At 68.4% G+C, this 22810-nt stretch carries 22 protein-coding genes; 7 read left to right on the forward strand and 15 right to left on the reverse strand.

Translation table 11 applies throughout. The annotated features are described in order from the left end of the window. Positions 1-90 precede the first annotated feature (90 nt). Positions 91-2418 (forward strand): 5-methyltetrahydropteroyltriglutamate--homocysteine S-methyltransferase, encoded by a 2328-nt coding sequence (gene metE / locus ACPCUW_RS33185; protein ID WP_423429259.1) that lies wholly within the window; start codon positions 91-93, stop codon positions 2416-2418. Positions 2419-2550: 132 nt separating this feature from the next. Beyond that, a complete protein-coding gene (locus ACPCUW_RS33190) occupies positions 2551-2748 on the forward strand; it encodes an antitoxin (RefSeq protein ID WP_051757293.1) in 198 nt (65 codons plus the stop codon). Positions 2749-2821: 73 nt separating this feature from the next. Here the strand turns inward: ACPCUW_RS33190 and ACPCUW_RS33195 are convergent, their stop codons facing one another. Continuing rightward, positions 2822-4321, reverse strand: a complete 1500-nt coding sequence (locus tag ACPCUW_RS33195) for an aldehyde dehydrogenase family protein (protein WP_063016226.1) — start codon at positions 4319-4321, stop codon at positions 2822-2824. Then, a complete protein-coding gene (locus ACPCUW_RS33200; RefSeq protein WP_423429261.1) occupies positions 4318-5949 on the reverse strand; it encodes a GMC family oxidoreductase in 1632 nt (543 codons plus the stop codon). The genes ACPCUW_RS33195 and ACPCUW_RS33200 overlap by 4 nt, the downstream gene beginning before the upstream one ends. A 564-nt stretch (positions 5950-6513) precedes the next feature. Between ACPCUW_RS33200 and ACPCUW_RS33205 the strand changes: the two genes are divergently transcribed. Then, positions 6514-7401, forward strand: a complete 888-nt coding sequence (locus tag ACPCUW_RS33205; protein WP_423429263.1) for an SMP-30/gluconolactonase/LRE family protein — start codon at positions 6514-6516, stop codon at positions 7399-7401. Between the two features lie 56 nt (positions 7402-7457). Here the strand turns inward: ACPCUW_RS33205 and ACPCUW_RS33210 are convergent, their stop codons facing one another. Further along, a complete protein-coding gene (locus ACPCUW_RS33210) occupies positions 7458-8021 on the reverse strand; it encodes a TetR/AcrR family transcriptional regulator (protein ID WP_063016231.1) in 564 nt (187 codons plus the stop codon). Between the two features lie 115 nt (positions 8022-8136). On the opposite strand from ACPCUW_RS33210, the gene ACPCUW_RS33215 reads away from it, so the two are divergent. Then, positions 8137-9534: a phthiocerol/phthiodiolone dimycocerosyl transferase family protein gene (locus tag ACPCUW_RS33215; RefSeq protein WP_423429264.1), complete on the forward strand. Its 1398-nt coding sequence runs from the start codon at positions 8137-8139 to the stop codon at positions 9532-9534. Here the strand turns inward: ACPCUW_RS33215 and ACPCUW_RS33220 are convergent. Continuing rightward, positions 9512-10564, reverse strand: a complete 1053-nt coding sequence (locus ACPCUW_RS33220; protein WP_030516138.1) for an NAD(P)-dependent alcohol dehydrogenase — start codon at positions 10562-10564, stop codon at positions 9512-9514. The genes ACPCUW_RS33215 and ACPCUW_RS33220 overlap by 23 nt on opposite strands. Before the next feature lie 143 nt (positions 10565-10707). On the opposite strand from ACPCUW_RS33220, the gene ACPCUW_RS33225 reads away from it, so the two are divergent. Then, complete coding sequence (locus ACPCUW_RS33225; protein WP_063016284.1) at positions 10708-11439, forward strand: ZIP family metal transporter; 732 nt, start codon at positions 10708-10710, stop codon at positions 11437-11439. Between the two features lie 82 nt (positions 11440-11521). After that, a complete protein-coding gene (locus tag ACPCUW_RS33230; RefSeq protein WP_423429265.1) occupies positions 11522-12634 on the forward strand; it encodes a S1C family serine protease in 1113 nt (370 codons plus the stop codon). On the opposite strand, the gene ACPCUW_RS33235 is transcribed toward ACPCUW_RS33230, so the two are convergent. The 8 genes from ACPCUW_RS33235 to ACPCUW_RS33270 all read right to left on the reverse strand — a co-directional run bounded on the left by ACPCUW_RS33235 (position 12635) and on the right by ACPCUW_RS33270 (position 17888). Then, positions 12635-13201: a vitamin K epoxide reductase family protein gene (locus ACPCUW_RS33235; RefSeq protein WP_063016237.1), complete on the reverse strand. Its 567-nt coding sequence runs from the start codon at positions 13199-13201 to the stop codon at positions 12635-12637. After that, on the reverse strand, positions 13198-13986 hold the full coding sequence (locus ACPCUW_RS33240; RefSeq protein ID WP_104392743.1) for a DsbA family protein: 789 nt from the start codon (positions 13984-13986) through the stop codon (positions 13198-13200). The genes ACPCUW_RS33235 and ACPCUW_RS33240 overlap by 4 nt, the downstream gene beginning before the upstream one ends. Before the next feature lie 217 nt (positions 13987-14203). Continuing rightward, the gene (locus ACPCUW_RS33245) at positions 14204-15052 is read right to left on the reverse strand and encodes a PPK2 family polyphosphate kinase (protein WP_423429267.1); all 849 of its coding nucleotides are present in this window, start codon (positions 15050-15052) and stop codon (positions 14204-14206) included. A gap of 55 nt (positions 15053-15107) precedes the next feature. Next, positions 15108-15833: an ESX secretion-associated protein EspG gene (locus ACPCUW_RS33250; RefSeq protein WP_030516144.1), complete on the reverse strand. Its 726-nt coding sequence runs from the start codon at positions 15831-15833 to the stop codon at positions 15108-15110. Next, positions 15833-16405, reverse strand: coding sequence for a hypothetical protein (locus ACPCUW_RS33255; protein ID WP_423429268.1), 573 nt, complete (start codon positions 16403-16405; stop codon positions 15833-15835). The genes ACPCUW_RS33250 and ACPCUW_RS33255 overlap by 1 nt, the downstream gene beginning before the upstream one ends. Before the next feature lies 1 nt (position 16406). Continuing rightward, the gene (locus tag ACPCUW_RS33260; protein WP_063016243.1) at positions 16407-16793 is read right to left on the reverse strand and encodes a hypothetical protein; all 387 of its coding nucleotides are present in this window, start codon (positions 16791-16793) and stop codon (positions 16407-16409) included. A gap of 139 nt (positions 16794-16932) precedes the next feature. Next, positions 16933-17568, reverse strand: a complete 636-nt coding sequence (locus ACPCUW_RS33265) for a class I SAM-dependent methyltransferase (RefSeq protein WP_423429269.1) — start codon at positions 17566-17568, stop codon at positions 16933-16935. Next, entirely contained in the window at positions 17565-17888 is a 324-nt protein-coding gene (locus ACPCUW_RS33270) for a DUF4873 domain-containing protein (protein WP_423429270.1), read from the reverse strand. Before ACPCUW_RS33270 ends, ACPCUW_RS33265 begins: the two co-directional genes overlap by 4 nt. Positions 17889-18051: 163 nt before the next feature. Between ACPCUW_RS33270 and ACPCUW_RS33275 the strand changes: the two genes are divergently transcribed. Continuing rightward, positions 18052-18978, forward strand: coding sequence for an AurF N-oxygenase family protein (locus ACPCUW_RS33275; protein ID WP_423429271.1), 927 nt, complete (start codon positions 18052-18054; stop codon positions 18976-18978). Between the two features lie 31 nt (positions 18979-19009). On the opposite strand, the gene ACPCUW_RS33280 is transcribed toward ACPCUW_RS33275, so the two are convergent. The 3 genes from ACPCUW_RS33280 to ACPCUW_RS33290 all read right to left on the reverse strand — a co-directional run bounded on the left by ACPCUW_RS33280 (position 19010) and on the right by ACPCUW_RS33290 (position 22542). Next, a complete protein-coding gene (locus ACPCUW_RS33280) occupies positions 19010-20257 on the reverse strand; it encodes a saccharopine dehydrogenase family protein (RefSeq protein ID WP_423429273.1) in 1248 nt (415 codons plus the stop codon). Positions 20258-20277: 20 nt separating this feature from the next. Continuing rightward, entirely contained in the window at positions 20278-21720 is a 1443-nt protein-coding gene (locus ACPCUW_RS33285; protein ID WP_063026993.1) for an ABC1 kinase family protein, read from the reverse strand. A gap of 99 nt (positions 21721-21819) precedes the next feature. Further along, the gene (locus ACPCUW_RS33290; RefSeq protein WP_423429274.1) at positions 21820-22542 is read right to left on the reverse strand and encodes a TetR/AcrR family transcriptional regulator; all 723 of its coding nucleotides are present in this window, start codon (positions 22540-22542) and stop codon (positions 21820-21822) included. Positions 22543-22810: the final 268 nt, after the last annotated feature.

Here is a 22810-nt window from a genome sequence, read left to right on the forward strand (position 1 = left end):
CGAACCCGCCGGAGCGAAGCGTAGGCCAACCAACACAGGCATAGGCTGCGGAGAAGGTCCTCGACCGCAGCTCGAAAGGGAGTCCCGCTCATGGTCAACGTCACCGACGGTTTCGGATCGAGCATCCTGGGTTATCCGCGGATCGGTCCGCACCGGGAGCTCAAGCGTGCACTGGAGTCGTACTGGCACGGCGCCCTCTCGCGCGAGGAGTTGCTCGCGGTGGGGCGCGACATCCAGGACACTCAGTTCTCCGAGCTGGCCGCGACCGGACTGACGCAGGTACCCGGTAACACCTTCTCCTTCTACGACCACATCCTCGACAACGCGCTGCTGTTCGGCGCGGTGCCGAAGCGGTTCGAGCCGTATCGCGAGGAGTTGCACCCGCTCGACTTCTACTTCCTGATGGCGCGCGGCCGGCCGGATCTGCCGCCGTTGGAGCTGGTTCGCCTGTTCGGCACCAACTACCACTACCGTCAGCCCGAACTCGACGCCGATACCGAATTCTCGCTGCACCCCGAGGCTTTGCTGGAGGAGTGGGACCGGGCGATGGACCGCGGCATCGAACTGCGGCCGGTGGTGCTGGGCCCGCTGTCGCTGCTGTTGCTGTCCAAGGCGGGGCAGGTGCCGGGCGAGACCGAATTCGACAAGCTGACCCTGCTGGACAAGTTGCTGCCGGTCTACGAGCAGCTGCTCGAGATCCTGGCCAAGCGCGGTTCCACCTGTGTGCAGTTCGACGAGCCGTGCTTCACCAGTGAACGCACGCCGGAGGAATTGGCCGCGTTCGAGCGTGCCTACCAGCGACTGTCGACGGCCGCGCTGCGTCCGCGCATCCTCGTCACCGGCCAGTACGGCGATTTCGGTGAGGCCGTGCGGATTCTGGCGGGTACCGCGGTGGAGGCGATCGGGCTCGATCTGGCCGGCCACCGCACCCGGCCCGAGGAACTCGCCGAGATTCCCGGAATCCGGCGCAAGCGGCTCTACGCCGGCGTGATCAGCGGCACCAACGTCTGGCGTGCCGACCGGCTGGTCACCCTCGAATACCTCAACGCGCTGTCGAAGGTGTGCCCGGACCTCGTCGTGTCCACCGGGACCACGCTGCTGCACGTGCCCTACGACCTGTTGGTCGAATACGACATCGAGGGCAATGTCGCCGACCGCCTCGCATTCGCGAAACAGAAAGTGCTCGAGGTTGTTTCGCTGGCGAAGGCATTGACCGAAGTGCATCGGGGCGGGGAAGGCGGCGAGACCGCGGCGAAGTGGGCGAAGCGCCCGACGTCGGTGCATTTCAAGCAGAAACACGCTGTGCGGCAACGGGTTTACGCCGTCACGCCGCAGATGCGCGAGCGTGAACCGTATGAGGTGCGCGCGAAGGCGCAACGGGAGCGGCTGAATCTGCCGCTGGTTCCGGCGACCACGCTCGGCTCCTTCCCGCAGACCGACGCGGTGCGCCAGGCCCGCTACGACCTGGGCGAAGGCCGGCTGTCCTACGAGGAGTACCGCAAGCGGATCGAGGCCGAGATCGAGTCGACCATCCGCCTGCAGGAGGACATCGGCCTCGACGTGTTCGTGCACGGTGAGCACGAACGCAACGACATGATCCAGTACTTCGCCGAACTGCTCGACGGTTTCGCGACCACTCACTTCGGCTGGGTGCAGGTCTACGGATCGCGGTGTGTGCGGCCGCCGATCATCTACGGCGACGTGTCGCGGCCGAAGCCGATGTCGGTGGAGTGGATCACCTACGCGCAGTCGCTCACCGACAAGCCGGTGAAGGGCATCGTGACCGGTCCGGTAACGATGGTGGCGCGCTCGTTCGTGCGCCAGGACCAGCCGCTGTACGAGACCGCCGATCAGGTGGCGCTCGCGATCCGCGACGAACTGGCCGATCTCGAGAAGGCCGGCGTGGCGATCATCCAGGTCGACGAACCGGCGGTCCGCGAGTTGCTGCCGCTGCGGCCGGACGGGCGCACCGAATATCTGCGCTGGGCGGTCAACGCGTTCCGGCTGGCGACCTCCGGGGTTCGGCCCGACACCCAGATCCACACCCATATCGCCTATTCGGCCCGCTCCGAAATCGTGCGTGCCATCGAGGAACTCGACGCCGACGTCACCGCCATCGTCGCGACCCGCTCGCTGGAATGGGTGCTCAAGGCGCTGACCGAGGATGTCGAGGAAGGGCACGGCCTGAGCCACGGCGTGGGCCCGGGTGTGTACGAGAGCCGCTCGGCGCGGATTCCGGATATCGACGAGATCGACGAATTGCTCACCGCCGCAGCCGAAGCCGTGACCCCGCAGCGGCTGTGGGCGAATCCGGACGGCGGTTTGAAGACCCGCCACTACTGGCAGTTGGATCCTTCGCTGCGCAATATGGTCGCCGCCGCCCGCCGGGTGCGGCGTCGCGCCGAAGCGGCCGAATAGCTCCTGCCGCTGCGCAATCCGCATCGCCCGGGTGGTTCGCCACCCGGGCGAAACTCACAGCTGTTGCCGAAGATTCGCTCGCCCCGAGTGCGTTAGCCTACGACTACTGTTTCGAGATCAGGAGAACCGCTCATGGGTATGTTCGACCAGCTCAAGGATGCCGCCGGCAAGGCGGCCGACTTGGCGGCCAAGAATGCCGACAAACTCGACCCGGTGATCGACAAGGTCGGCGATCTGGTCGACAAGCAGACCGGCGGCAAGTTCGAAAAGCAGGTCGACGCCGCGCAGCAGGCCGCGAAGAAGGCGCTGCACGAGCAGACCGAGAAGTAGACCACGCACAGGTGGTACACGGGCGAAGGCCACGCCCGGCTTCGTGCCGGACGTGGCCTTCGTGCTGTGCGAATCAGTGCCGGCCGAACAGCAGCGCCATCAGAGTCGCCATGGTGTCGTCGGCCTTCTGCGTGCGGTCGAAGGTCGTCAGGGCGAGCAGCGAGGGGAAGCGCTGCCGCGCGACGGCGTGGGCGTAGGTGAATTCACGCAATCCGTCGGGGCCGTGGATGCGGCCGAAGCCGGAGTCGCCCACACCGCCGAAGGGCAGCGACGGAATCTGCGGGAACGTGAAAACCGCGTTGACGCTGACCATTCCGGTACGCAGCCGATCGGCCAGTTCCCGCCCGCGCGCCTTCGAGAACACCGCCGCGGACAGGCCGTAGCGGCTGTCGTTGGCGCGGGCGATCGCGGTGTCCATATCGGGCACCTTCGCGACGGTGAGGGTGGGCCCGAAGGTTTCCTCGGTCACGGCCGGGGCGTCCTCGGGCACGTCGACCAGCACGGTGGGCTGCACCACCTGTCCGACGATGGTGTCGGCGCCGCCGGTCAGTGCCCGGCCGCCGCGCGCGACGGCGTCCTCGATGTGGCGGCGGATCACGTCGAGTTGCTTCGGCATCGTGATGGGGCCGATCTTGGCGCCCGGATCATTGCCCGCGCGTTGCTGTTTCGCCTTCGTCACCAAGGTGTCGAGGAAGGTGTCGTAGACGCGCTCGTGGACGTAGACCCGTTCGGTGCCGATACAGGACTGGCCGGCATTGGCCATTCCGGCCCACAGCGCGGCGTCGGCCGCGGCGTTCAGATCGGCGTCGGCGTCGACGAGCAGCACATCCTTGCCGCCGCATTCGGCGACCAGCGGCGTGAGGCTCTCGGCGCAGGCGGCCATCACCTTCTTGGCTGTCGCCGTGGAGCCGGTGAAGGCGATCTTGTCCACGCCCGATCGGCACAGCGCCGCACCGGTCGCCCCTTCGCCCGTGATCAGTTGCAGCACCGGCTGTTCCGGCACGACCTCGGCGAACATGTCGACCAGCCAGCGGCCGACGCCGGGGGAGTATTCGCTGGGTTTGAACACCACGGCATTTCCCGCCGCCAGCGCGTACACGATCGAACCCAGCGGTGTGAACACCGGATAGTTCCAGGGGCCGATCACGCCGATGACGCCGAGCGGCTTGTACTCCACCGACGCCGCCTGATTGATCGTGAGCAGCCCCACCCGAGCGCTCTTGCGGCCCAGCACCTTCGGAGCATTGCGGCCCGCCCACTTCAGATGGTCAAGGCTCAGCGCCACCTCGAGCGCGGCATCGGAATACGGCTTACCGGTCTCGTCGTGCATCACCGCGGCCAGCTGCCGCATCCGGCGGGCCAGCAGTCCCGCGAATCCGGCCAGGCGCCGGGCCCGCTCGCCGTAGTCGAGGCTCGACCACCACTCGTATGCCGTGCGGGCGCGGGCCACCGCCGCCTCGATATCGGCCTCGGTGTGGATGGGGTAGGTGCCCACCACCTCGCCGGTGCCGGGATCGTGCACATCGAAGGTGGCGTGCGTATCGATCTCACCGATCTCGTTCACGGTCGTCATCGGGTGGCCTCCTCGGTAGCGGTGCCGGTGCTGGACGACGGGGTGCGGCCGCGGATCAGGTCGGCCGCCTTCTCGCCGATCATGACGGTCGGCGCATTGGTGTTGCCGCGGACGATGCGGGGCATCACCGAGGCGTCGACCACGCGCAGTCCGCTGACGCCGTGGACGCGCAGTTCGGGGTCGACCACCGCGGTCTCGCCGCTGCCCATGGCGCACGTGCCGACGGGGTGGAACAGCGTCTGGGTCCAGCGTGCGATGTGCGCCCGCCAGCCGTCCTCGTCGATCCGGTCGGCGCGTTCGGGCAGGTAGGAACTGTCGAGATGGGCGGCCAGCGGCTGCTGCCGCGCGATCTCGTGCAGTTGCCGGCAGCCCGCGAGCAGGGCATCCGCATCGCGCGGGTCGGAGAAGTAGGCCGGATCGATCTCCGGCTTCCACAGCGGATCGGCCGACCGCAACCGCAGCCGCCCGCGGCTGTGCACGTCGACCAGCGTCGGCCCGGCGGTGAACATCGGCGCGATGTTCTCGTGAAAACCGTTGTCGTAGAACGCTGTCGGCGCGACGTGGTATTGGATGTCGGGACCTTCGAGTCCCTCGCGGGTGCGCACGAATCCGCCGCCCTCGCCGACATTGGAGGTCAGCGGCCCGCGGCCGAGCGCCTGCCACTGCGCGAGCCGCAACGGGGTCTCGAAATCGGCGAGATCGGAGACGCCGCGGGTGCGCCACAGGATGGGGGTCACCGGGTGGTCGTGCAGATTCTCGCCGACGCCGGGCAGGTCCACCACCACATCGATGCCCAGTTCGCGCAGGTGCGCCGCGGGCCCGATACCGGAGAGCATGAGCAGCTGCGGCGAATTGACCGCACCGCCGGAGAGCAGCACCTCGGCCTCGGCATGCACGGTGTGCTCGCTGCCGTGGCGGCGATAGGTCACGCCGACCGCGCGGGTCCCGTCGAGCACCAGCGCGGTGGCGTGCGCCTCGGTCCGCACGGTCAGGTTCGGCCGGTCCAGCGCCGGGCGCAGATAGCCGTCGGCGGTGGACCAGCGGCGGCCGTTGCGATGGGTGACCTGGTAGCGGCCCACGCCCTCCTGCGTCGCGCCGTTGAAATCGTCGGTGCGGGCAATGCCCGCGGCCGCGGCCGCGGCGATCCAGGCATCGGTCAGTTCGTGGGTGTAGCGGCGGTTCTCGACGTGCAACGGGCCGTCGGTGCCGTGATACGGCGAACGCAGGCCGGTGTTGGTCTCCGACCGCAGGAAATAGGGCAGGACGTCCTCGTAGCTCCAGCCGACCGCGCCGAAGTCGCGCCGCCAGCCGTCGTAGTCGGCGCGGTTGCCGCGGATGAAGATCATCGCGTTCATCGACGAGCATCCACCCAGCGCCTTCATCCGCGGCCAGTACGCGCGCCGGCCGCCGAGATGTTTCTGCGGTGTGGTCTCGTAGCGCCAATCCCATTGGGTGCGAATCAATTTCCCCCACGCCGCCGGTATCTTGATCTCGTCGGCCCGGTCGTCGGGACCGGCCTCCAGCAGCAGGACCGAGACGTGGGGGTCCTCGGTGAGGCGATGGGCGAGGACGCAGCCCGCGCTCCCCGCTCCGATGATGATGTAGTCGAACGATTCACGGTCGGGCACGCGAGGACCTCCAGCACGGTTGCCGAACACCGACACGGATCCGGACGGGGCCGACCTGCGGTTATAGCGGCAGAGACCGTCCCGGACCCGGTTCCAGGGTCGACCTTACGCTGTGTGCGGCGGTCGGGAGCGGAGTTCGGAGGTAGCGAATCGCGGCCGGGGCCGGCGGGTCCGGGCGGGGCGCATACGCAGTGCAGTGCTTCCGCCGAATATAAAGGTACACAGGCGATTACAGATTACTCGGCGCCCGACGATCGCGTGGCGGTCGCTCGCCACCTGCTCCGCTGCGATGCGGCCGGCTCCGGAGGGGGTGCTCGGTATTCGTGAGCCTGGGCGTGTCCGGATCACGGCACGTAGGATTCGGCCGGACCCGCGAACCGGGGATGGCGTCGATGCCCGCCGCGAAGACGGTTGCGCGGTATGGCGGCGAACGGCAGGAGGACCGTGATGGGTGGTTCGTTCCCACGGGGTGCGCGCCGTGGCCGGCGACGGATCTCTCGGCGCGGCCGGGGCGGTGCGCACGGGCCCGTCGGACATGTCGCGAGTGCGGGCGTTCTCGCGACAGTGTGGATCAGCGCTGCGGCCGTTCTTCCGTCCGCGCTCGCTCCGGTTCGCGCCGAGACACCCGGCTGCCCGGCCTCGTCGGTGGAACAGCTGCTGCCCGCCCAGGCCCCGCTGCTCGATTTCGCGGAGAACCTCGGCTACGACGCTCGAGGGAACCTCTGGGTCTCGCGCGTCTTCCGAAATGTGGTGCAGCGCTACGACTCCGGCGGGCACGTGACCGCCGAGGTACCCGTGGACGCGCCCGGTGCGGTCCGGCTCGGTCCCGACGGTGCGCTGTACGTGGTTTTCGGGGACTCGTCGGCCGGACTGCTGCCCGGGGCGCATTCCTCCGGCGTCGTGCGGTTCGATCCCGGCGCCGACCATCCGGCGCCGCAGGTCTACGTCTCCGGTCTCGGCATGGCCAACGGTGCGGCCTTCGACGGCGCGGGCAATCTGTACGTCGCCGATACGGCACACGGAGTGGTGAAGGTGCGGCCCGGCGGTTCCGTCGACGCCGACTGGACCGCGCGCGCCGCGGTAGCCGGGGTAAACGGCATTGTGCTGCAGGGTGATTCGCTCTACGCGACGCTCTATCAGAGCCTCGACGGTCGCATCGTCCGCATCCCCGTCGATGCTCCGCAGTCGCAGACGACCGTCGCTTCGGTCACTGTCGGGGCGCTCCCGCTGACCGCCCTGCCCGACGATCTCACCATGGGTCCGGACGGCATGCTGTACGTCGCGACCACGACCGGTCGTCTGGTCCGCGTCGACCCGGCCACCGGCGCGGTCTGCACGGTCGCCGACCTCGGCGTGCCGGCCACCTCGGTCGCGAAGGTCCCCACCGACGATCGCGCGCTGCTGGTCACCACGGGAACGGGCACTGTGCTTCGGGTGGTTCTCGGCGCGTGACGTTCGTCGGTGCCTGGGCGCGGATGACCGGATGCGGGCCGCGCCCGGGCCGGCGGCTACAGCATCGGGGCGAGGGTGCGCAGACCGGCGACGAGCTGCTCGGCCGAGGGGGCGGACTTCGGGTCCAGCAGCCACTGGACGAGCAGGCCGTCGAGTAGCGTCCAGAGCAGCACGCCGATCGGGCCGCCGTCGTCGTCCTCGATATCCCTGTCGGGCAACAACATTCGGGTCAGTGCCACTTTGCCCTCGCGCTGTTTGGTCGTGATGTCGGCCTTCACCTCACCGGAATGCAACGCCTGCGCGAGACTCTCGATATTGGCCGCCCACAGCGCACGCTGCTCGGTGAACGTGGCGGTCAGACGCCCCAGGAAGGTGAGCAGCCGCTGCGCCGGTTGCGGTTCGCTGCTCTCGGCGAGCGCGTCGAGGATCTGCTGTACGGCCTCGGCGGACGATTCGATCATGGCCTGCGTGAGCAGGTTGTCGCGGGTGCCGAAGTGGTAGTTGATCGCGGCCAGATTGCTGCCCGAGGCGGCGACGATATCGCGCACCGTAGTCCGGGCGTAGCCGCGTTCGGCCAGGCAGTGTTTGGCCGCTGAGAGCAGATCCTCACGTGTTCCCACGTCGGCAGGGTAGCAAGCGCCCGCTGACGAATGTTTCAAACAAATGTTTGTGACAAGTGTTTGAAACGGCTGTATGGTTCTCCGTGTGATCTCCGAATCGTCCGAGAGGTGCCAGATGGTCACGCAACGTCCGATATCGCCCTTCGAGTCGGGTTACTTCCAGGAACACGCCACCTTCGGTTCCGTGCCGGTCGGCGGGATGGCGCTGTTCATCGGGTCGACCGTGGAAGGGGAATTCGACACCGAACTGCTGCGCACGGTGCTGGCCGAACTGGCCGCCGAGCATCCGCTGCTCAGCTGTCGCCGATTCGACGACGCCCGGGTGCCGGTACTTCGCCATGTCGAGGGCTATCGCCCCGCGGTCATCGAAAGTCCCGGTGGCGACATCGAATACGTCGACTTCGTCAACCAGCCGCAACCGTGGGACGAGGGCTTGTTCTTCGCGCGGGTGTTCCGCGAGGACGACCGGACCCGCATCGTGCTCGTCGTCCATCACGGAATCACCGACGGCCGTTCGTCTTTCGCACTGCTGGACGAGATGTGGCGGCGCTACACCGCGCATCGCCGCGGGGCGCCGCTGCCGGTGCGCGCGAATCACGAACTGCCGCAAGCGGTCGACGAGCGCCTCGCCGCGGTCGTCTCCGGGGCGGAGGTCGGCGAACTGCTCGCGGCGATGCGCACGATCATCGGTGAGCCGCCCGCGCGATTGCCGCGCGACGGCACGGCGGGGTCGGGGCGCGGTCTGTTCGTCGCCGAGCGGATCGAGCTGGAACCGGAGGAGACCGCGGCCTTCGCCGCCGCGGCGCGCTCGGCCGGGATCGGGGTGAACGCCTTGCTGAGCGGGTGTGCGCTGGCCGCGGTCCGGGCCGAACTGGGCGGTGTGGGCGCACTGCCGATGGTCTGCGGCTATGCCGCCGATATGCGGGCCGCGGTGGATCCGTGGCTGCCCGACGAGACGGTCCTCAACTGCGCCTCCGGCTGGGGCACGCTACTGGCGGTGGCCGAATCCGCCGATCCGTTCGTACTGGGCAGGGTGGTGCACGCCGACGTCCGCGCGGCCCTGGAGCGCCGCGACCCCGCGCATCTGGCGTTGGCGGGCCGGTACATTCGCGACGAGGCCACCGCGCGGATACTCGCGGAACAGCCCAGTATCGCGCTGTCGAACATCGGGCGGGTGCCGGACCATATCCTCCCCGAGGGGGTGCGGCTGGTGCGGGACAACCTGCTCGCCATGGGGCCCGGCATGCCGCCCAAGCTGACTGCGTTCACCCTGGGGGAGCGGCTGACGGTGCAGGTGGAATACGACACCAACGATCACAGCCGCGCCCAGATGGGCCGGGTGCGCCGCAATCTCGCGGAGTTGTTGCACCGCACCGCCGGCCGCGCGGGAACGCCATCCTGCGACGGCTCGGTTCCGCCATCCGCGGACGGCTCGGTTTCGCCCTCCGGCGGCGACGCCGAGCGCGCGGACGCCGGCGTCGCCTCGAAATTCACATGGTGGCGGCGTCGATGACGAACCGGTACCGCACGTCGCTGGCGACCACGCGCTCGTAGGCCTCGTCGATGCGGTCGGCGGAGATGACCTCGATTTCCGCGCCGATGCCGTGTTCGGCGCAGAAGTTCAGCATCTCCTGGGTTTGCGGGATGCCGCCGATATTCGACCCGGCCAGCGACCGGCGGTTGCCGGTGAGGGTGAAGGGGCGCACCGCGAGCGGCTGCTCGGGCAGGCCGAGGATCACCATGGTGCCGTCGAGGTTCAGCAGACGCATATAGGTGTCGATCGGCAGATCGGCCGAGACGGTGTTGATGATCAGGTCGAACCGGTTGCGCAGATCGCGGAAGATCTGGCGGTCGGTGGTGGCGTAGTAGTGGTGCGCGCCGAACCGCCGGCCGTCGTCCTCTTTGCTCAGCGAATGGCTCAGCACCGTCACCTCGGCGCCCATCGCGGCGGCGATCTTCACCCCGACATGGCCCAGCCCACCCATGCCGATGATCGCCACCTGCTTGCCCGGGCCCGCGTTCCAGTGCCGCAGCGGTGAATACAGGGTGATGCCCGCGCACAGCAGCGGCGCGGCCTCGTCCAGTCCGATGCCCTCCGGAATGCTCACCACGAAGCCGTCGGTCACCACCACCTGGCTGGAATAGCCGCCGAGGGTGTAGCCGCCGGCCTGGATCTCCTCCGGGACGGCGCCGTTGTAGGTCATGGTGGCGCCGCGCACGCAGTACTGCTGCTCACCGGCCAGGCACGGCTCGCACTGTCCGCACGAATCGACCATGCAGCCCACGCCCACCCGGTCGCCGACCGAGAACTCGGTCACCTCCGGGCCGACCGCGGCGACCAGACCGGCGATCTCGTGGCCCGGGACGCAGGGGTACTTGGTGCCGTGCCACTCGTTGCGGGCGGTGTGGATGTCGGAGTGGCAGATGCCGGCGTACTTGATGTCGATCAGCACGTCGTGCGGGCCGAGTGCGCGGCGTTCGATGGTGGTCTTGGTGAACCGGCCGTCGGGCGCGGAAACGGAATACGCGGCAGCTGTCGTCATGCGTTCATGCCTACCCCCGCATGGATGCCTACGCAAACCACCCGCCTGGAGCGACGCGACCGGAGCGGGGGCCATACCCACCACCGGCGACCCGCCGGTCGGATGTGCTCGGCGGGCTCGCGCCGATATCGGATGCTGATCCGGTGGCGATCGTGCTGGCGTTGATATCGATGTGTTCGACGCTGGCAGGCGGGTTGGCGGCCGCGCGCATCGGGGAGCGCAAGCGGCTGATCCTCGGCCTGGCCGCCGGGATCATGCTCGGCGTGGTCGCCTTCGACCTGATCCCCGATGCCCTGGCCGAATCCGACCGGGTCGTCTCGGGTGTGCCAGGCGTGCTCGTGGCGGCCGTGATCGGCTTCTTCACCATTCACATCATCGAACGCGAGATGGCGATCCACATCGGGCACGAGCAGGATTTCGGCCGCCACACCCACGACTTCCCGTCGGTCGGACTGGTCGCCACCGGGGGATTGATCTTCCACAGCATGCTCGACGGTCTCAGCATCGGCGTCGGATTTCAGGCCGGCACGGCGCTGGGCATCTCGGTCGCGATCGCGGTGATCTCGCACGACTTCGCCGACGGATTCAACGCCTTCACCATTCCCACGCTGTACGGCAATGCCCGGCGGCGGGCGCTGACCCTGCTGTTCCTGGATGCGCTGGCGCCGGTGGCGGGCGCGATCATCGGCACGGTGATCCGGGTGCCTCCCGACGTCGCGGGCCTGTATCTGGGATATTTCGCCGGATTCCTGCTGTATCTGGCAACGAGTGACATTCTGCCGGAAGCACATTCGGGCCGCCCGTCGCGCACCGTGCTGTTCTGCACGATCGCCGGTGCCGCGTTGATGTTCGCGGTGGCGGCATTGCAGGACTGATACCGGGCGCCGCGCCGATTTGGTACACATAAAAGCACAAACTCCGCCAGCCCACCCCGGGCATGCAGAATCGGGAGCGGCGATGGACGAGCAGCATTCGGGCCGGCAATCGCGTCCGGCTCGCGGCGGGTGGCTGTCGACGGTCGTCTTCGTGCTCGTCATGGCCCTGGTCGGCGCGGCATTCCTGGGCTACCGCGGGGATCTGCCACGGTGGGCGGTGCCCGCGGGCCACTCCACCTCGGCGCTGTTCGGGCCGCCCGTGCCGCCGATGGATCCCGCGGCGGTGGCCTCGGCCGTCGAACCCGACCTGGTGAACATCAACGTGTCGATCCGGCCCAGCGGGATGGGCGCGGCCGGCTCGGGCATCGTGCTCAGTCCCGACGGTGAGATCCTGACCAGCCACCACGTGGTGAAGGGCGCGGAGACCATCACCGTCGGCGATCTCGGCAACGGTGGGCACTATCCGGCGACGGTGCTCGGCTACGACTCCGACGCCGATATCGCGCTGCTGTCGCTGAGCGGGGCGGCGGCGCTGTCGGTGGCCCGCATCGGCAGCTCCGCCGGGGTCCGGGTGGGCGATCAGGCGCTGGCGATCGGCAATGCGGGCGGAACCGGTTCCCCGACCGCGACACCGGGCACGGTCACCGCGCTGGATGCCTCGATCGTGGCGCGCGATACCGCCGATCTGTCGCGCAAGGCGTTGATCGGCATGATCGAGGTGGCCGCGCCGGTGGTCTCCGGACAGTCCGGTGGCGCCTTGGTCGACCGGACCGGCGCGGTGATCGGCGTGGTGACCGCCGCCTCGGGCGAACTGTCCCGGCAGCAGGGGCAGGCCAGCGGCTACGCGGTGCCGATCGATCGGGCGTTGAGTGTGGTGCGCCAGATCCGCACCGGCATTCCGACCGATACGGTCCACGTCGGTCCCACCGCGACACTCGGTGTCCTGACCTCCGATGCCAAACCCACCGGCGCCCGGGTGGACGTGGCAATCTACGGGCTGCCGGCCTTCACGGCCGGGCTCGATTCCGGCGAGGTGATCGTCGCGGTCGACGACACACCGGTCACCTCGGCGCAGACGCTCAAGGCAGCGCTCAACGTGCGCCGGCCGGACGAGGTGATCCGGCTGGATCTGGTCGAGCCGGACGGCACGCACCGCACGCTCGCGGTGACGCTGGCCGCCGGCCCGCCCAACTGATCAGAACAGCGAGAGCCAGTAGTCCTGGAAGCGCAGGAAGACCAGCAGCAGCACGATCGCGTAGTAGACCACCACGATCGTCCACCGCCACTGCGCGACGATGCCCATGATCCCGCGGGCCCCACCCCACAGCTGATCGGTGACGACCGCCAGGCAGACCGGCGTGAACGTCCACACCACCATGCAGTACGGGCACAGCGCGCCGATGCGGTAGAGGCTCTGGAAGATCAGCCAGAAGATGAAGCCCATCCCGGCGACCAGGCCGATCCACAGCCCGCCCCAGAACCAGCGCGGCAGGCCGACACCGGCCACCGCGAGCACCGCGATGGTGACCGCCACCGAGAATCCCGTGACGCCGATGATCGGATTCGGGAATCCGAACACCGACGCCTGGTGGGTGGCCATCACCGAGCCACAGGACAGGATCGGATTGATGCTGCACGACGGCCGGTAGGACGGATCCTTCAGCAGTTTGAAGTCTTCGATCGTCAACGTCACCGCGGCCAGCCAGCCCAGCAGGGTGCCGAGCAGGAGTAGCCACGCGGGGCGGGGCCGGACGGTGATCACTTGGCCGCGGCCTCGATCACCGGGCGCAGACCGTCGGGCTGCATCAGCTGCTGCGAGCTGGTGATCTGCTTACCGTTCACGTACACCGTCGGCGTGGACTTGATGCCGCTGTTGAGCACGTCCTTGGTGGTCTTCTGCACGTACTTGTCGTACTTGTTCGACGTGATGCACTCGGCCACGGCCGGATCGGTGTAGCCGGCGGCCTGGGCGATCTGCACCAGCTTCTCGTCGGGCAGGCCGGTGCCGCCCTCCGGGGGCTGCTGCTCGTACATGGTGGTCAGCCACGGCAGGAACTTGGTCGGGTCGGAGCCGGCGACGCAGTAGGCGGCGTTGGCCGCGCGCGAGGAGTAGCGGGTGCCGCCCGAGGACTGATCCAGGAACGCGATGATGTTGTAGCGCACGCTGGCCGTGCCGGCGTTCACCGCGTCCTCGATGGCCTTGGCGTTCGCGGTCTCGAACATCTTGCAGGCCGGGCACTGCAGGTCGGCGACGACCCGAATGTCGACCTTGGCGCCGGGCTTGCCGATCTTGATCTCGCCCTGGTCGGTGATCGAGCCGGTGACCGCGTCGGGCGAGGCCGGCTGCGCGGCGACCGAGGGCACCGGCCCGGTGTCGTTCTTGTTGGACTGTTTGACGGCGATGCTGATGCCGATGGCCGCAATGAGCGCGATCAGCACGGCCGCGACACCCACCTGAATCAGGATCGTGCGCGTGCGATCTCCGCCTCGCACCGCCGTCAGCGAGTTCTTCCCACGCGGATTCTTGCTCACCTCGGAGTTCACCACGCCTTTCCTGTGTTACGTGTCGGTGTGCGACATCGGTGTTGTGCGGCCGGGCGCCGCCTGCGATCGTACGGGCCGTCCGCCACGCCGTCGCGGTGCCGCATCGCGGGCGGGCGGCCGCACGAGGCACACTCGGCACCACATGATTCCCGGTCAACCTGAGAGATCCCCGAGATTCGGGCCGAAATATCCGCGGTGGTGACCGGCGTCTCCGTGCCGATCAGCTCGCGGCGAGCCGCGCCTTCTCGGTGTCGATATCGAACTGCGGCGCGGGCCAGCCCAGCTTCAGACCACCCAGCGCATCGATGAGCAGTTCGGTGACGGCCAGGCGGGCGAACCACTTCCGGTCGGCCGGAACGACGAACCACGGCGCGTGGTCGGTATCGGTGCGGTCCAGTACGTCCTGATAGGCCTGCTGATAGTCGGGCCAGAGCGCGCGGTCGTCGATATCGCTCGGGTCGTACTTCCAATACTTGTCCGAGCGTTCCAGCCGTTCGCCGAGGCGGCGCTTCTGTTCCTCCAGCGAGACGAACATCGCGACCTTGACGATCGTCGTGCCCGCCTCGGTGATTTCCCGTTCGAACCGATTGATCTCGTCGTAGCGCGACTCCCATTCCTCGCGCGGCACCAGGTTCTGCACCCGCACCACCAGGACGTCCTCGTAATGGGACCGGTCGAAGACGCCGATCTGACCGCCGGCCGGCAGCCGGTGGCGGATTCGCCACAGATAGTGGTGCCGGCGTTCCTCCGCGGTGGGAACGCCGAAGGCGGCATGCCGGACCCCCTGCGGGTCGACCATGCCGATCACGTGGCGCACCACGCCGCCCTTCCCCGCGGTGTCCATACCCTGCAGGATGAGCAGCAGGTTGCGGTGGTCACCCGAGCGGCCGTTCGCGAACAGCATCTCCTGCAGCTCCGACAGCACCTGGCCGCGTTCGGGCAGCAATTGCTCACCGAGTTTCTTGTCGCCGGTGAATCCGGGCGTCGCGGACAGGTCGTAGGAATCGAGCCGGACCCCGGCGGCTCGCAACGCGGTGGTGGGCGGTTCGGTCCACGGAGATTTCGCCATAACCGTCGAGTATGGTCGGCGGCCCCGACAGCCGGGCGGTGATCGTGCCCGTGAGTCAGCCGATTCCGGCCAGTCTCGTCAACTGTGCGGCGAATTCGGCGTCGTCGACCGGGGTCAGCACCAGCTCGGCGGCCGTGGTGAGCAGATAACGTCCGTCGCCGGTGATGTCGAGCCAGGTGCGATGCCGCGTCGGCGGCGACATGGGATTGTCAGGTGCGACGGTGACGGTGATGAATCCGCGCGCGTCGACCGGGGCGCGCAGCGTGCGGCGGAAGCGGGCGGCGCCCGGATCCTGCGGTGTGTCGATATCGCCGCCCGGATGGGCGTCGGTCCCGATGTCGAGCACCGCGTGCTGCGGTTCGCGCATCGGCCCGCGTGTGCCCGCCGGCGCCGAGCCGATCGCGGCCACCAGCCGTTCGCCCACCCCGCGCGCGTGGCAGACGGCGACCGTGACGGCGTCGGGCCGCGCGATCAGCAGCCCGGCGTGCCGATGGACGACGGCGGCGAAGGCGAGGATCAGTTCCGGCTCGTCCGCCGGTGTGGAGCGCCGGCCGGAGACGGTGATCGTAGTGGCGTCCGGCCGCGTGCACAGCAGCAGTGCGGCGGTGAGATCCGGATCCGTGTTGCGCGCATAGCGGGTGCGCAAACCCAGTGCGGCATATTCGGATTCGGTGCGCACGGTGGATTCCGGGATCATGTTCACCGGATAGGGACGGCGGTCGAGATCGGTTTCGGTGGCCCAGACGTGGGCGAACTCGTCCGGCGTCAGCACCCACTTCACTACGGATGACCCCCACCCGAATCCGGCCGGGGTGCGGGAACGAAGCGCGGCACCCGGTCACCGGAGGCGACCAGGGTGCTGTTGTAGCGGAAGGTCATGATGTCGCGGGCGTCGGCCAGGGCCGCGGCGGCGGCGACGTCGTGGGTCATCCGGCGGGCGCCGCCGTGCACCACCTCGGCGACCGGGTCGGGCAGCGGAACATAGGCCCGCGGCGCGGGCAGGGCGTCCCGAATGGATTGCGCCGCTTCCGCATCGGCCTCCAGCAGTTGCCGCAGCCGGGTGCAGACCTCGGCCGCGGCGGCGCCTCGTTCGACGAACGCCGCCGTCGCGGGTTCGGCCGCCGCGCGGGCTCGCCCGGACCAATGCTCGAATTCGGCGTGCGTGGCCTCGGCGAAGGTCCGGAACGCCGCGGCGACGGCGTCGGCCTGCTGTTGCCAGGCCGCGGCCGCCTCACCGAGCGCGGCCGGATCCAGTGTCTCGTGCACCAGCTCCCACAGTTGCCGGTGGCTGTAGGAGCCGTACACCTCCCGATCCGCGACGAAGGGCGGATCGACATGCGATGCGTCGGTCACCTCACACTCCCGGCTCGGGCCGGATCAGCGCCAGCGCCGCGCGGTTGGCGGCCTCGGCCTCGTCGAAGTGTTTCCCCGCGGCCAGATAGGCGGCCTTGAACAGCAGTGCCGTCTGCTGGAACGAGAGGACGGTGTCGAGGAATTCGCCTCCTTTGCGGGAGAATCCGCGCGCCAGGGACCGGCCGGAGGCGAGTTCGCCGAAGCCGCGCACCGCCGTCGGTACGGCGCCGCTGCTGCGAGCGGCATGGAGATCCTCGACGAGACGGTCGCAGGCCGCCGCGAGATTGCGCGCGGTGTCCTCGGCGATCTCGAACACCTCCGCTCCGGAACCTGTTGCCGCGGCGTACAACTCGCGCGCCAGATGCTGGCCGGTCTCCGGAATCGGCACCGTGATGATCCCCTTCCGCCCGAGAGTTTCCCGCGAGCGAGCTTACCGGAGCAGCGGTCGCCGGGCGCGTGGCGACGCATTGTGAATGCGCACATCGATGGGCGCGAAAAATGTGTAAATCACTGTGGCGCTGTCTGTTTCAGGCGGCGTCGGCCGCCCGGGCGCTGACGTACTGCAGCAGGCCGTGCACTTCCTGCACGATATCCACCAGCCCGGATTCGGCGAACAGTTTCGGGAACGTGTCGAGGTCGAATACGCGGAGCCCGCCCGCCCCGCCGACCGCGCTCGAGACCTCGCCCACCCAGCCCTGCGGGCGGTGACTGGTGCTGATCGCGATACGACCGCCGGGCGCGAGCACCCGGATCATCTCGGCGGCGGCGGTCAGCGGATCGGGAATCAGATACAGCGCACCGAAACAACAGACCGCGTCGAAGCTGTTGTCGGGGAAGGGAAGCCGGCGAGCGTCGCCGCGGACGTAGCCGGCCCGCGGGCCGGAGTTGTCGGCGACGGCCTGCCGCAGCATCGGCACCGAGAAATCGATTCCCACCGCGTATCCGGGGCCGATATGTTCACTCAGGTAGTGGGTGAAATTGCCCGGCCCGCAAGCGATGTCGAGCACCCGGTCGCCCGCGTCGAGGCGCAAGGTCCGCACCGCGTCACGGCGATCGGCCTGCATGGTGCGCCCGGTGGCCAGCAGAAAACTGGTCGGCCGCCACGCCCGCTCGTAGAGCAGGGCGAAGACCGGATTGTTCATGGTGCGGCGTGCGAGATTCACCGGGTCATCCTCGCGTCGAGGTCGTCTGCTGTCGAGATCCGGTACGGCGGTGCGCTGTGCCCGACGAGCCGCAGTCGCCCCCAGAAGTCGCGATCACCGAGGATCGCGTTCGCGGCGCCTTCGGTGGTCCGCAACGTGACGCGCCGCTTCCGGTTGCCGGCCGCCGCATCCAGCGCCGCATCCGGGTCGACGCGTCCGTACCAGCGGTAGATGCCGTCGATCGGCTGGCGGTGGCCGCGCAGCCGCACTCGGACGGTGAACTCCCGATCGTCCAGCACGACGACGGCCGGCCCCAGATAATCCGCATCGGGTTGCCGCATGATCGCCTTTCCGAGCTGCGCGTCAGGTCCTGCCGCGCTATAGCCGTGACAATGAGTAATAGGTAATATCGAGTGTGCCACCGCTCACATCGGTCGGCAAATGCGCCGACGGTGAGCACGGACAACGCGCCGGCCGCGGCGTAGCGGCAGAACGGTGAAGCCGATGACACAGCACACCGACAATCTCGCGGAGGACGGTTTCGACGGGCGCGAGCGCGTGGCCCAGCGGCTGCTTCGCTCGTCGGCGGAACACTTCTACGACGCCGATATCGACATCGACTGGGAGCAGCCGTGGGCCCCGGACAAGGCGTGGCTGCCCGAACACCGGATCTCGCTCTACGGCACTCCGCTGTGGGATCGGCTCACTGCCGAGCAGCGGATCGAACTCGGCAAACACGAATTGGTGAGCCTGCTGTCGTTCGGGATCGTCGCCGAGGGGCTGCTCAGCAAGTATCTGCTGCGCATCGTCGCACGCGACCCGACCTCGCAGCATGCGATGTACGCGCTCACCGAACTGAGCGAGGAAGCGCGCCATTCGATCATGTTCGCGCGGCTCATCGACAAGACCGGAATACCGCCGTATCGGCCGGTGGCGCTCAACCGGATGCAGCTGCGCGTCGCCGAACACTTCCCGATCGGTCCGGTCGTCTACGCCGGCACCCTGCTGATCGAGGAGATCCTCGATCGCGGTCAACGAGAAGCCATGGCCGACAGCACTGTTCAGCCGCATGTGCGGCAGTTGATGCGGATTCATGTGCTGGAGGAGGCGCGGCACATCGGTTTCGCCCGCGATGCGCTGGCGCGCGGGATGGCCCGGCGTTCGCGGTGGCAGCGGCTGCCGCATCAACTCCTGCTGGCCTACTTCGCGCTGGTGCTGTATCCGATGCTCGTCAATCCGCAGGTCTATCGCGCGGTGGGTATCGACCCCCGGCGCGGATTCGCCGCGGCCTTCACCGGCCCGCAGTACCGGCGGACGATGAGTTTCCTGTCCGAGCCGATGCTGCGCTATTTCGACGAGGTCGGCATGCTCGACGGCGCGGCGGTGCGCACGCTGTGGCGGCTGACCCGTTCACTGCCCGACGATCTGTGAACGGGCCTGCCGCCGCAAGCTCTTCCGTCGTTCAGGCGCGCTCGACCTCGATGGTCATCCCGGCCCGCCGCAAGCGATCGGTGAGGGGATCGCCCATGGCGGAGGCGGGCGTGAGGATGCCCGCCAATTCCGGGAGTTCGTCGAAGGCCAGGCACAGTCCGGCCTCGCCGAGCATCACCGAGGTGGCCTGATAGCCGGGGTCGCCCTGTCCGGCGAAGGTGCAGACGTACCGTGCGCCCGAGGTGGTGTCGGCGAAGGTCTTCATGGTGAACCAGCCACTGCGGCGGGCCTGCTCGCCCGGGCCGGTGCCCGGCTTCGGCAGGATCCGGTCCAGGAGCCGGCGCCCCACCGACACGCGGGAGAGCAGGGCGCCCGCGGTCATGGTGGCGACGATGCCGCCCGCCATACCCGCGGCGACCAGCGGTGCCGCCGGCGAGCTTCCGGCGCTCATCACCTCGCGATAGCGGAAGTTCTTGCCGTACACCCAGCCCAGCAGGCCGTTGCTGCGCCGCACCACCTTGGTGTTGTGCGCGGCCATCACGAAGGTGGCGACCCAGCCGTCGAGGCTGGGGTCGATGGCCGAGGCGCGCGAGAGAGCCTGATCGGACTGCCGGCCCACATCGGGTTCCATCGACTTGTCGGGGCTCAGCGAATACGGGTGCGAGAGCACCGAACCCTTGGCCGGATCGGTGGCGATGGCCTCCATCATCGCCCGCCCGGAGTCGATGGTGCCGCCGCTGGCGCCGCCCTTGAGCCAGGCCACCAGGGTGGTGTCGGTGAGCTCCCCGGTGTTGTCCTCGACCGACCGGCGGTAGAGCCGATAAACGCTCAGATCCGACGGAATCGAGTCGTAGCCACAAGAATTCACGATTTTCGCGCCGGTTTCGGCGGCCCGATCGCCGAACCGATCGATACATTCGCGGATGAACAGCGGCTCGCCGGTGAGGTCCGCGTAGTGGGTGCCGGCATTCGCACAGGCCTGGGCCAGGGGCAGGCCGTACCGCAGATACGGGCCCACGGTGGTGACCACGACCTTGGTCCGGGCCGCCAGCGCGTCCAGTGCCGCCTGGTCGGAGGAATCGGCGACCAGCAGCGGCCAGATCGCCGCCCCGCCGCCGAGTTCGTCGCGCACCGCGGTGAGTTTCTCCGGCGAACGGCCCGCGAGGGCGATACGCGCATCCGCGGGCGCGGCCTCGGCCAGATACTGCGCGGTCAGCCGGCCGACGAACCCCGTCGCGCCGAACAGTACGAGGTCGAATTCCCTGTCGGTCATGCCCATCCCATTCTCGTGGTGGCCGATTACTTTGTGCTGGTACGTTTTCCGCCGGCGGCTTTGCGTGGCGCGGCGCGCTTGGCAGGTTTGCGCGGCAGGCCGCGCCGGGCCAGCCAGGCGTGGTGCTGCTTACCGAGTTCGGTCACCGGGTCGTCACCGTAGAGCCACTCGCGGGCGATCCGATGCCAGTTCCCGGTCGCTTCCAGCTGGCCGAGTACCCCGAAGGTCAGGAAATCCGCACGCCGGGAGAACAGATGTTCCGGCGGCAGATTCTGCTGCTTCATCCCGGCGTACTCACTCGCGCGCGGATCGACCGCCAGCACGAAGGCGCCGCTGGCCAATTCGGGGGTGATGGTCAGGTCCTGGTCGATCAGCGCCCACTCGCACGCGGCGAGCACATACTCCAGACAGTCCTCGGGGGTGATCTCCTCCGGCGAATCGATGATGCCGTGGTCGATCATCAACTGGCGCAGATCTTCGGCACGTTCCTCGGCCGCCGCACGGATGCAGGTGGCCTCGAACCGGACGTGTTCGGGATCCATCCGGTTGAACAGCCCGAAATCCAGGAAGGCGACCCGGCCGTCCTCGCCGAGCAGCAGATTGCCCGGATGCGGGTCCCCGCAGAATTCGTTGAAGGTGAACAGCGAACCGACGTAGAAGCGGTAGATGATCTCGCCGACCCGGTCGCGTTCGGCCTCCGGCAATCGGCGGATCTCCTCGAAACCGCGACCGGGGAAATACTCGCTGACCAGCACGTGCGTACTCGACAGCTCGGGCATCGTGGCCGGGACCACGATGAACGGATGGTCGGCGAACAGTTCGGCCACCTCGCGCTGGGTATGCGCCTCGGCCACGTAGTCCAGTTCGCTCTCGAGGTTCAGCCGCAGTTCGTCGAGGACCGCCGGCGTCACCCACGGCATCGCCGACTGCAGGACGCGGCGGAACATCGCGAGATTCTTCAGATCGGCGCGCACGGCGGTATCGATGCCCGGATACTGCACCTTCACCGCGACCGCGCGCCCGTCGTGCAGCCGCGCCCGGTAGACCTGGCCGATGGAGGCCGCCGCGATCGGTTCGTCCTCGAATTCGGCGAACAGCTCCTCGAGCGTGCGGCCGAAATCCTTCTCGATGACGCCGCGCATGGTGTCGAAGGAGACCTTCGGCGCGCTGTCGCGCAAGACGGCCAGCCGGCGCTGGAATCGCTCGCGATGTTCGGGCGGAACCAGATCCAGATCCAGCACCGAGAGCATCTGGCCGAGCTTCATGGCCACGCCCTTCATGGTGCCCAGCACCATGACCATCTGCTCGGTGGCGCGGATCATCGACTCCTCGGCCATCCGCTCGCGCACCGCTTCGGAGCGTCCGCGCATGGAACGGCGGGTCTTCTGCGCACGTAAGACGTTGCCGGCGACGGCCACACCCAGTTTCGTCCCCCGCGCCAGCCGCGACGTCGGCAGCTCTTTCGCCATTGATGACCTCCGTTGATGCCCCGCCTGGCCGGTCTTCAGCGTAGCCAAGCGCGAGCCGTCGGCCCATAGACGGCGAGCACGGATTCCTTCGCGGGCGAATCAGCCCAGGTCGGCCTCGGGAAGTTCGTGCGGCACGGCGTTGAACTTCTCCGGCGAACCACCCGCGCGGACCATGCCCTCGATGGCGCTCCACACCATCATCGCCAGATGGTCGAGCATGCGATCGGCCGACATCGAACGGTTGCTGATCCACCAGTCGGTGGCCAGCTGCACACCGCCGACGATCACGTACGAATACAGCAGCACGCCCTCGGTGTCGACGCCGCGATCGAAGGCCTTGGACTGCACCACCACCGAAACCACGTCGGCGAACAGCTTCTCGAAATCGGCGAGGCTGGACTTGTCGGTGGTCGAGCCGTTGCCCATGATGAAGCGGTAGACGTCGATATCGGCCTCGACGGTGTGCACATAGGCGGCCAGAGTGTTGCGGACCAGCTGATATTCGTCGGCGTCGTCGCTGATCGCCTCGTAGATCCGCGGCATCAGCGTGGTCTCGATGAACCGTTCCATGGTGGCGCGGGTCAGATCGGACTTGTCCGAGAAGTAGCGATAGAGGACGGTTTTGGATACGCCGATCTCCGCGGCGATCTCGTCCATCCCGACATCGCCGCCGCGTTTGCGGATAGCGGCGAGGGTGCCGTCGACGAGTTCTTCCCTGCGGTCGATCTTGTGCTGGTGCCAGCGCCGCTTGCGACCGTCCACCCGGCCGGGGCGCACCGCAGCGGAGTCGACGGCAGCGCTCGCGGCACGATGTGTGGTCATGCTCGAGGGGACTCCTGGATCCGGGGATAAGGGCACCACCAGCTTAAGTCCTTCGCCGAGGTGATGTTCCCGGTTCGCCGAGTGGCCCGGCTCTCGGCCCTGGGGCGTTCGCCCGGCGCGGGGTGAGCGGGCGCACGCCGGCGACGCCGATATTCCGGCCAGAATGGGGATATGGAGCAATCTGCCGGCAGCGCCCCCGTCCTGGCGGAAGCGAACGCGCACCCCGATACGCGGGCGGGAGTGGGAAATGCCACACGGTCCTCGGCCC

This window comes from Nocardia sp. AB354 (assembly GCF_049538315.1).
Lineage (GTDB): Bacteria > Actinomycetota > Actinomycetes > Mycobacteriales > Mycobacteriaceae > Nocardia > Nocardia nova.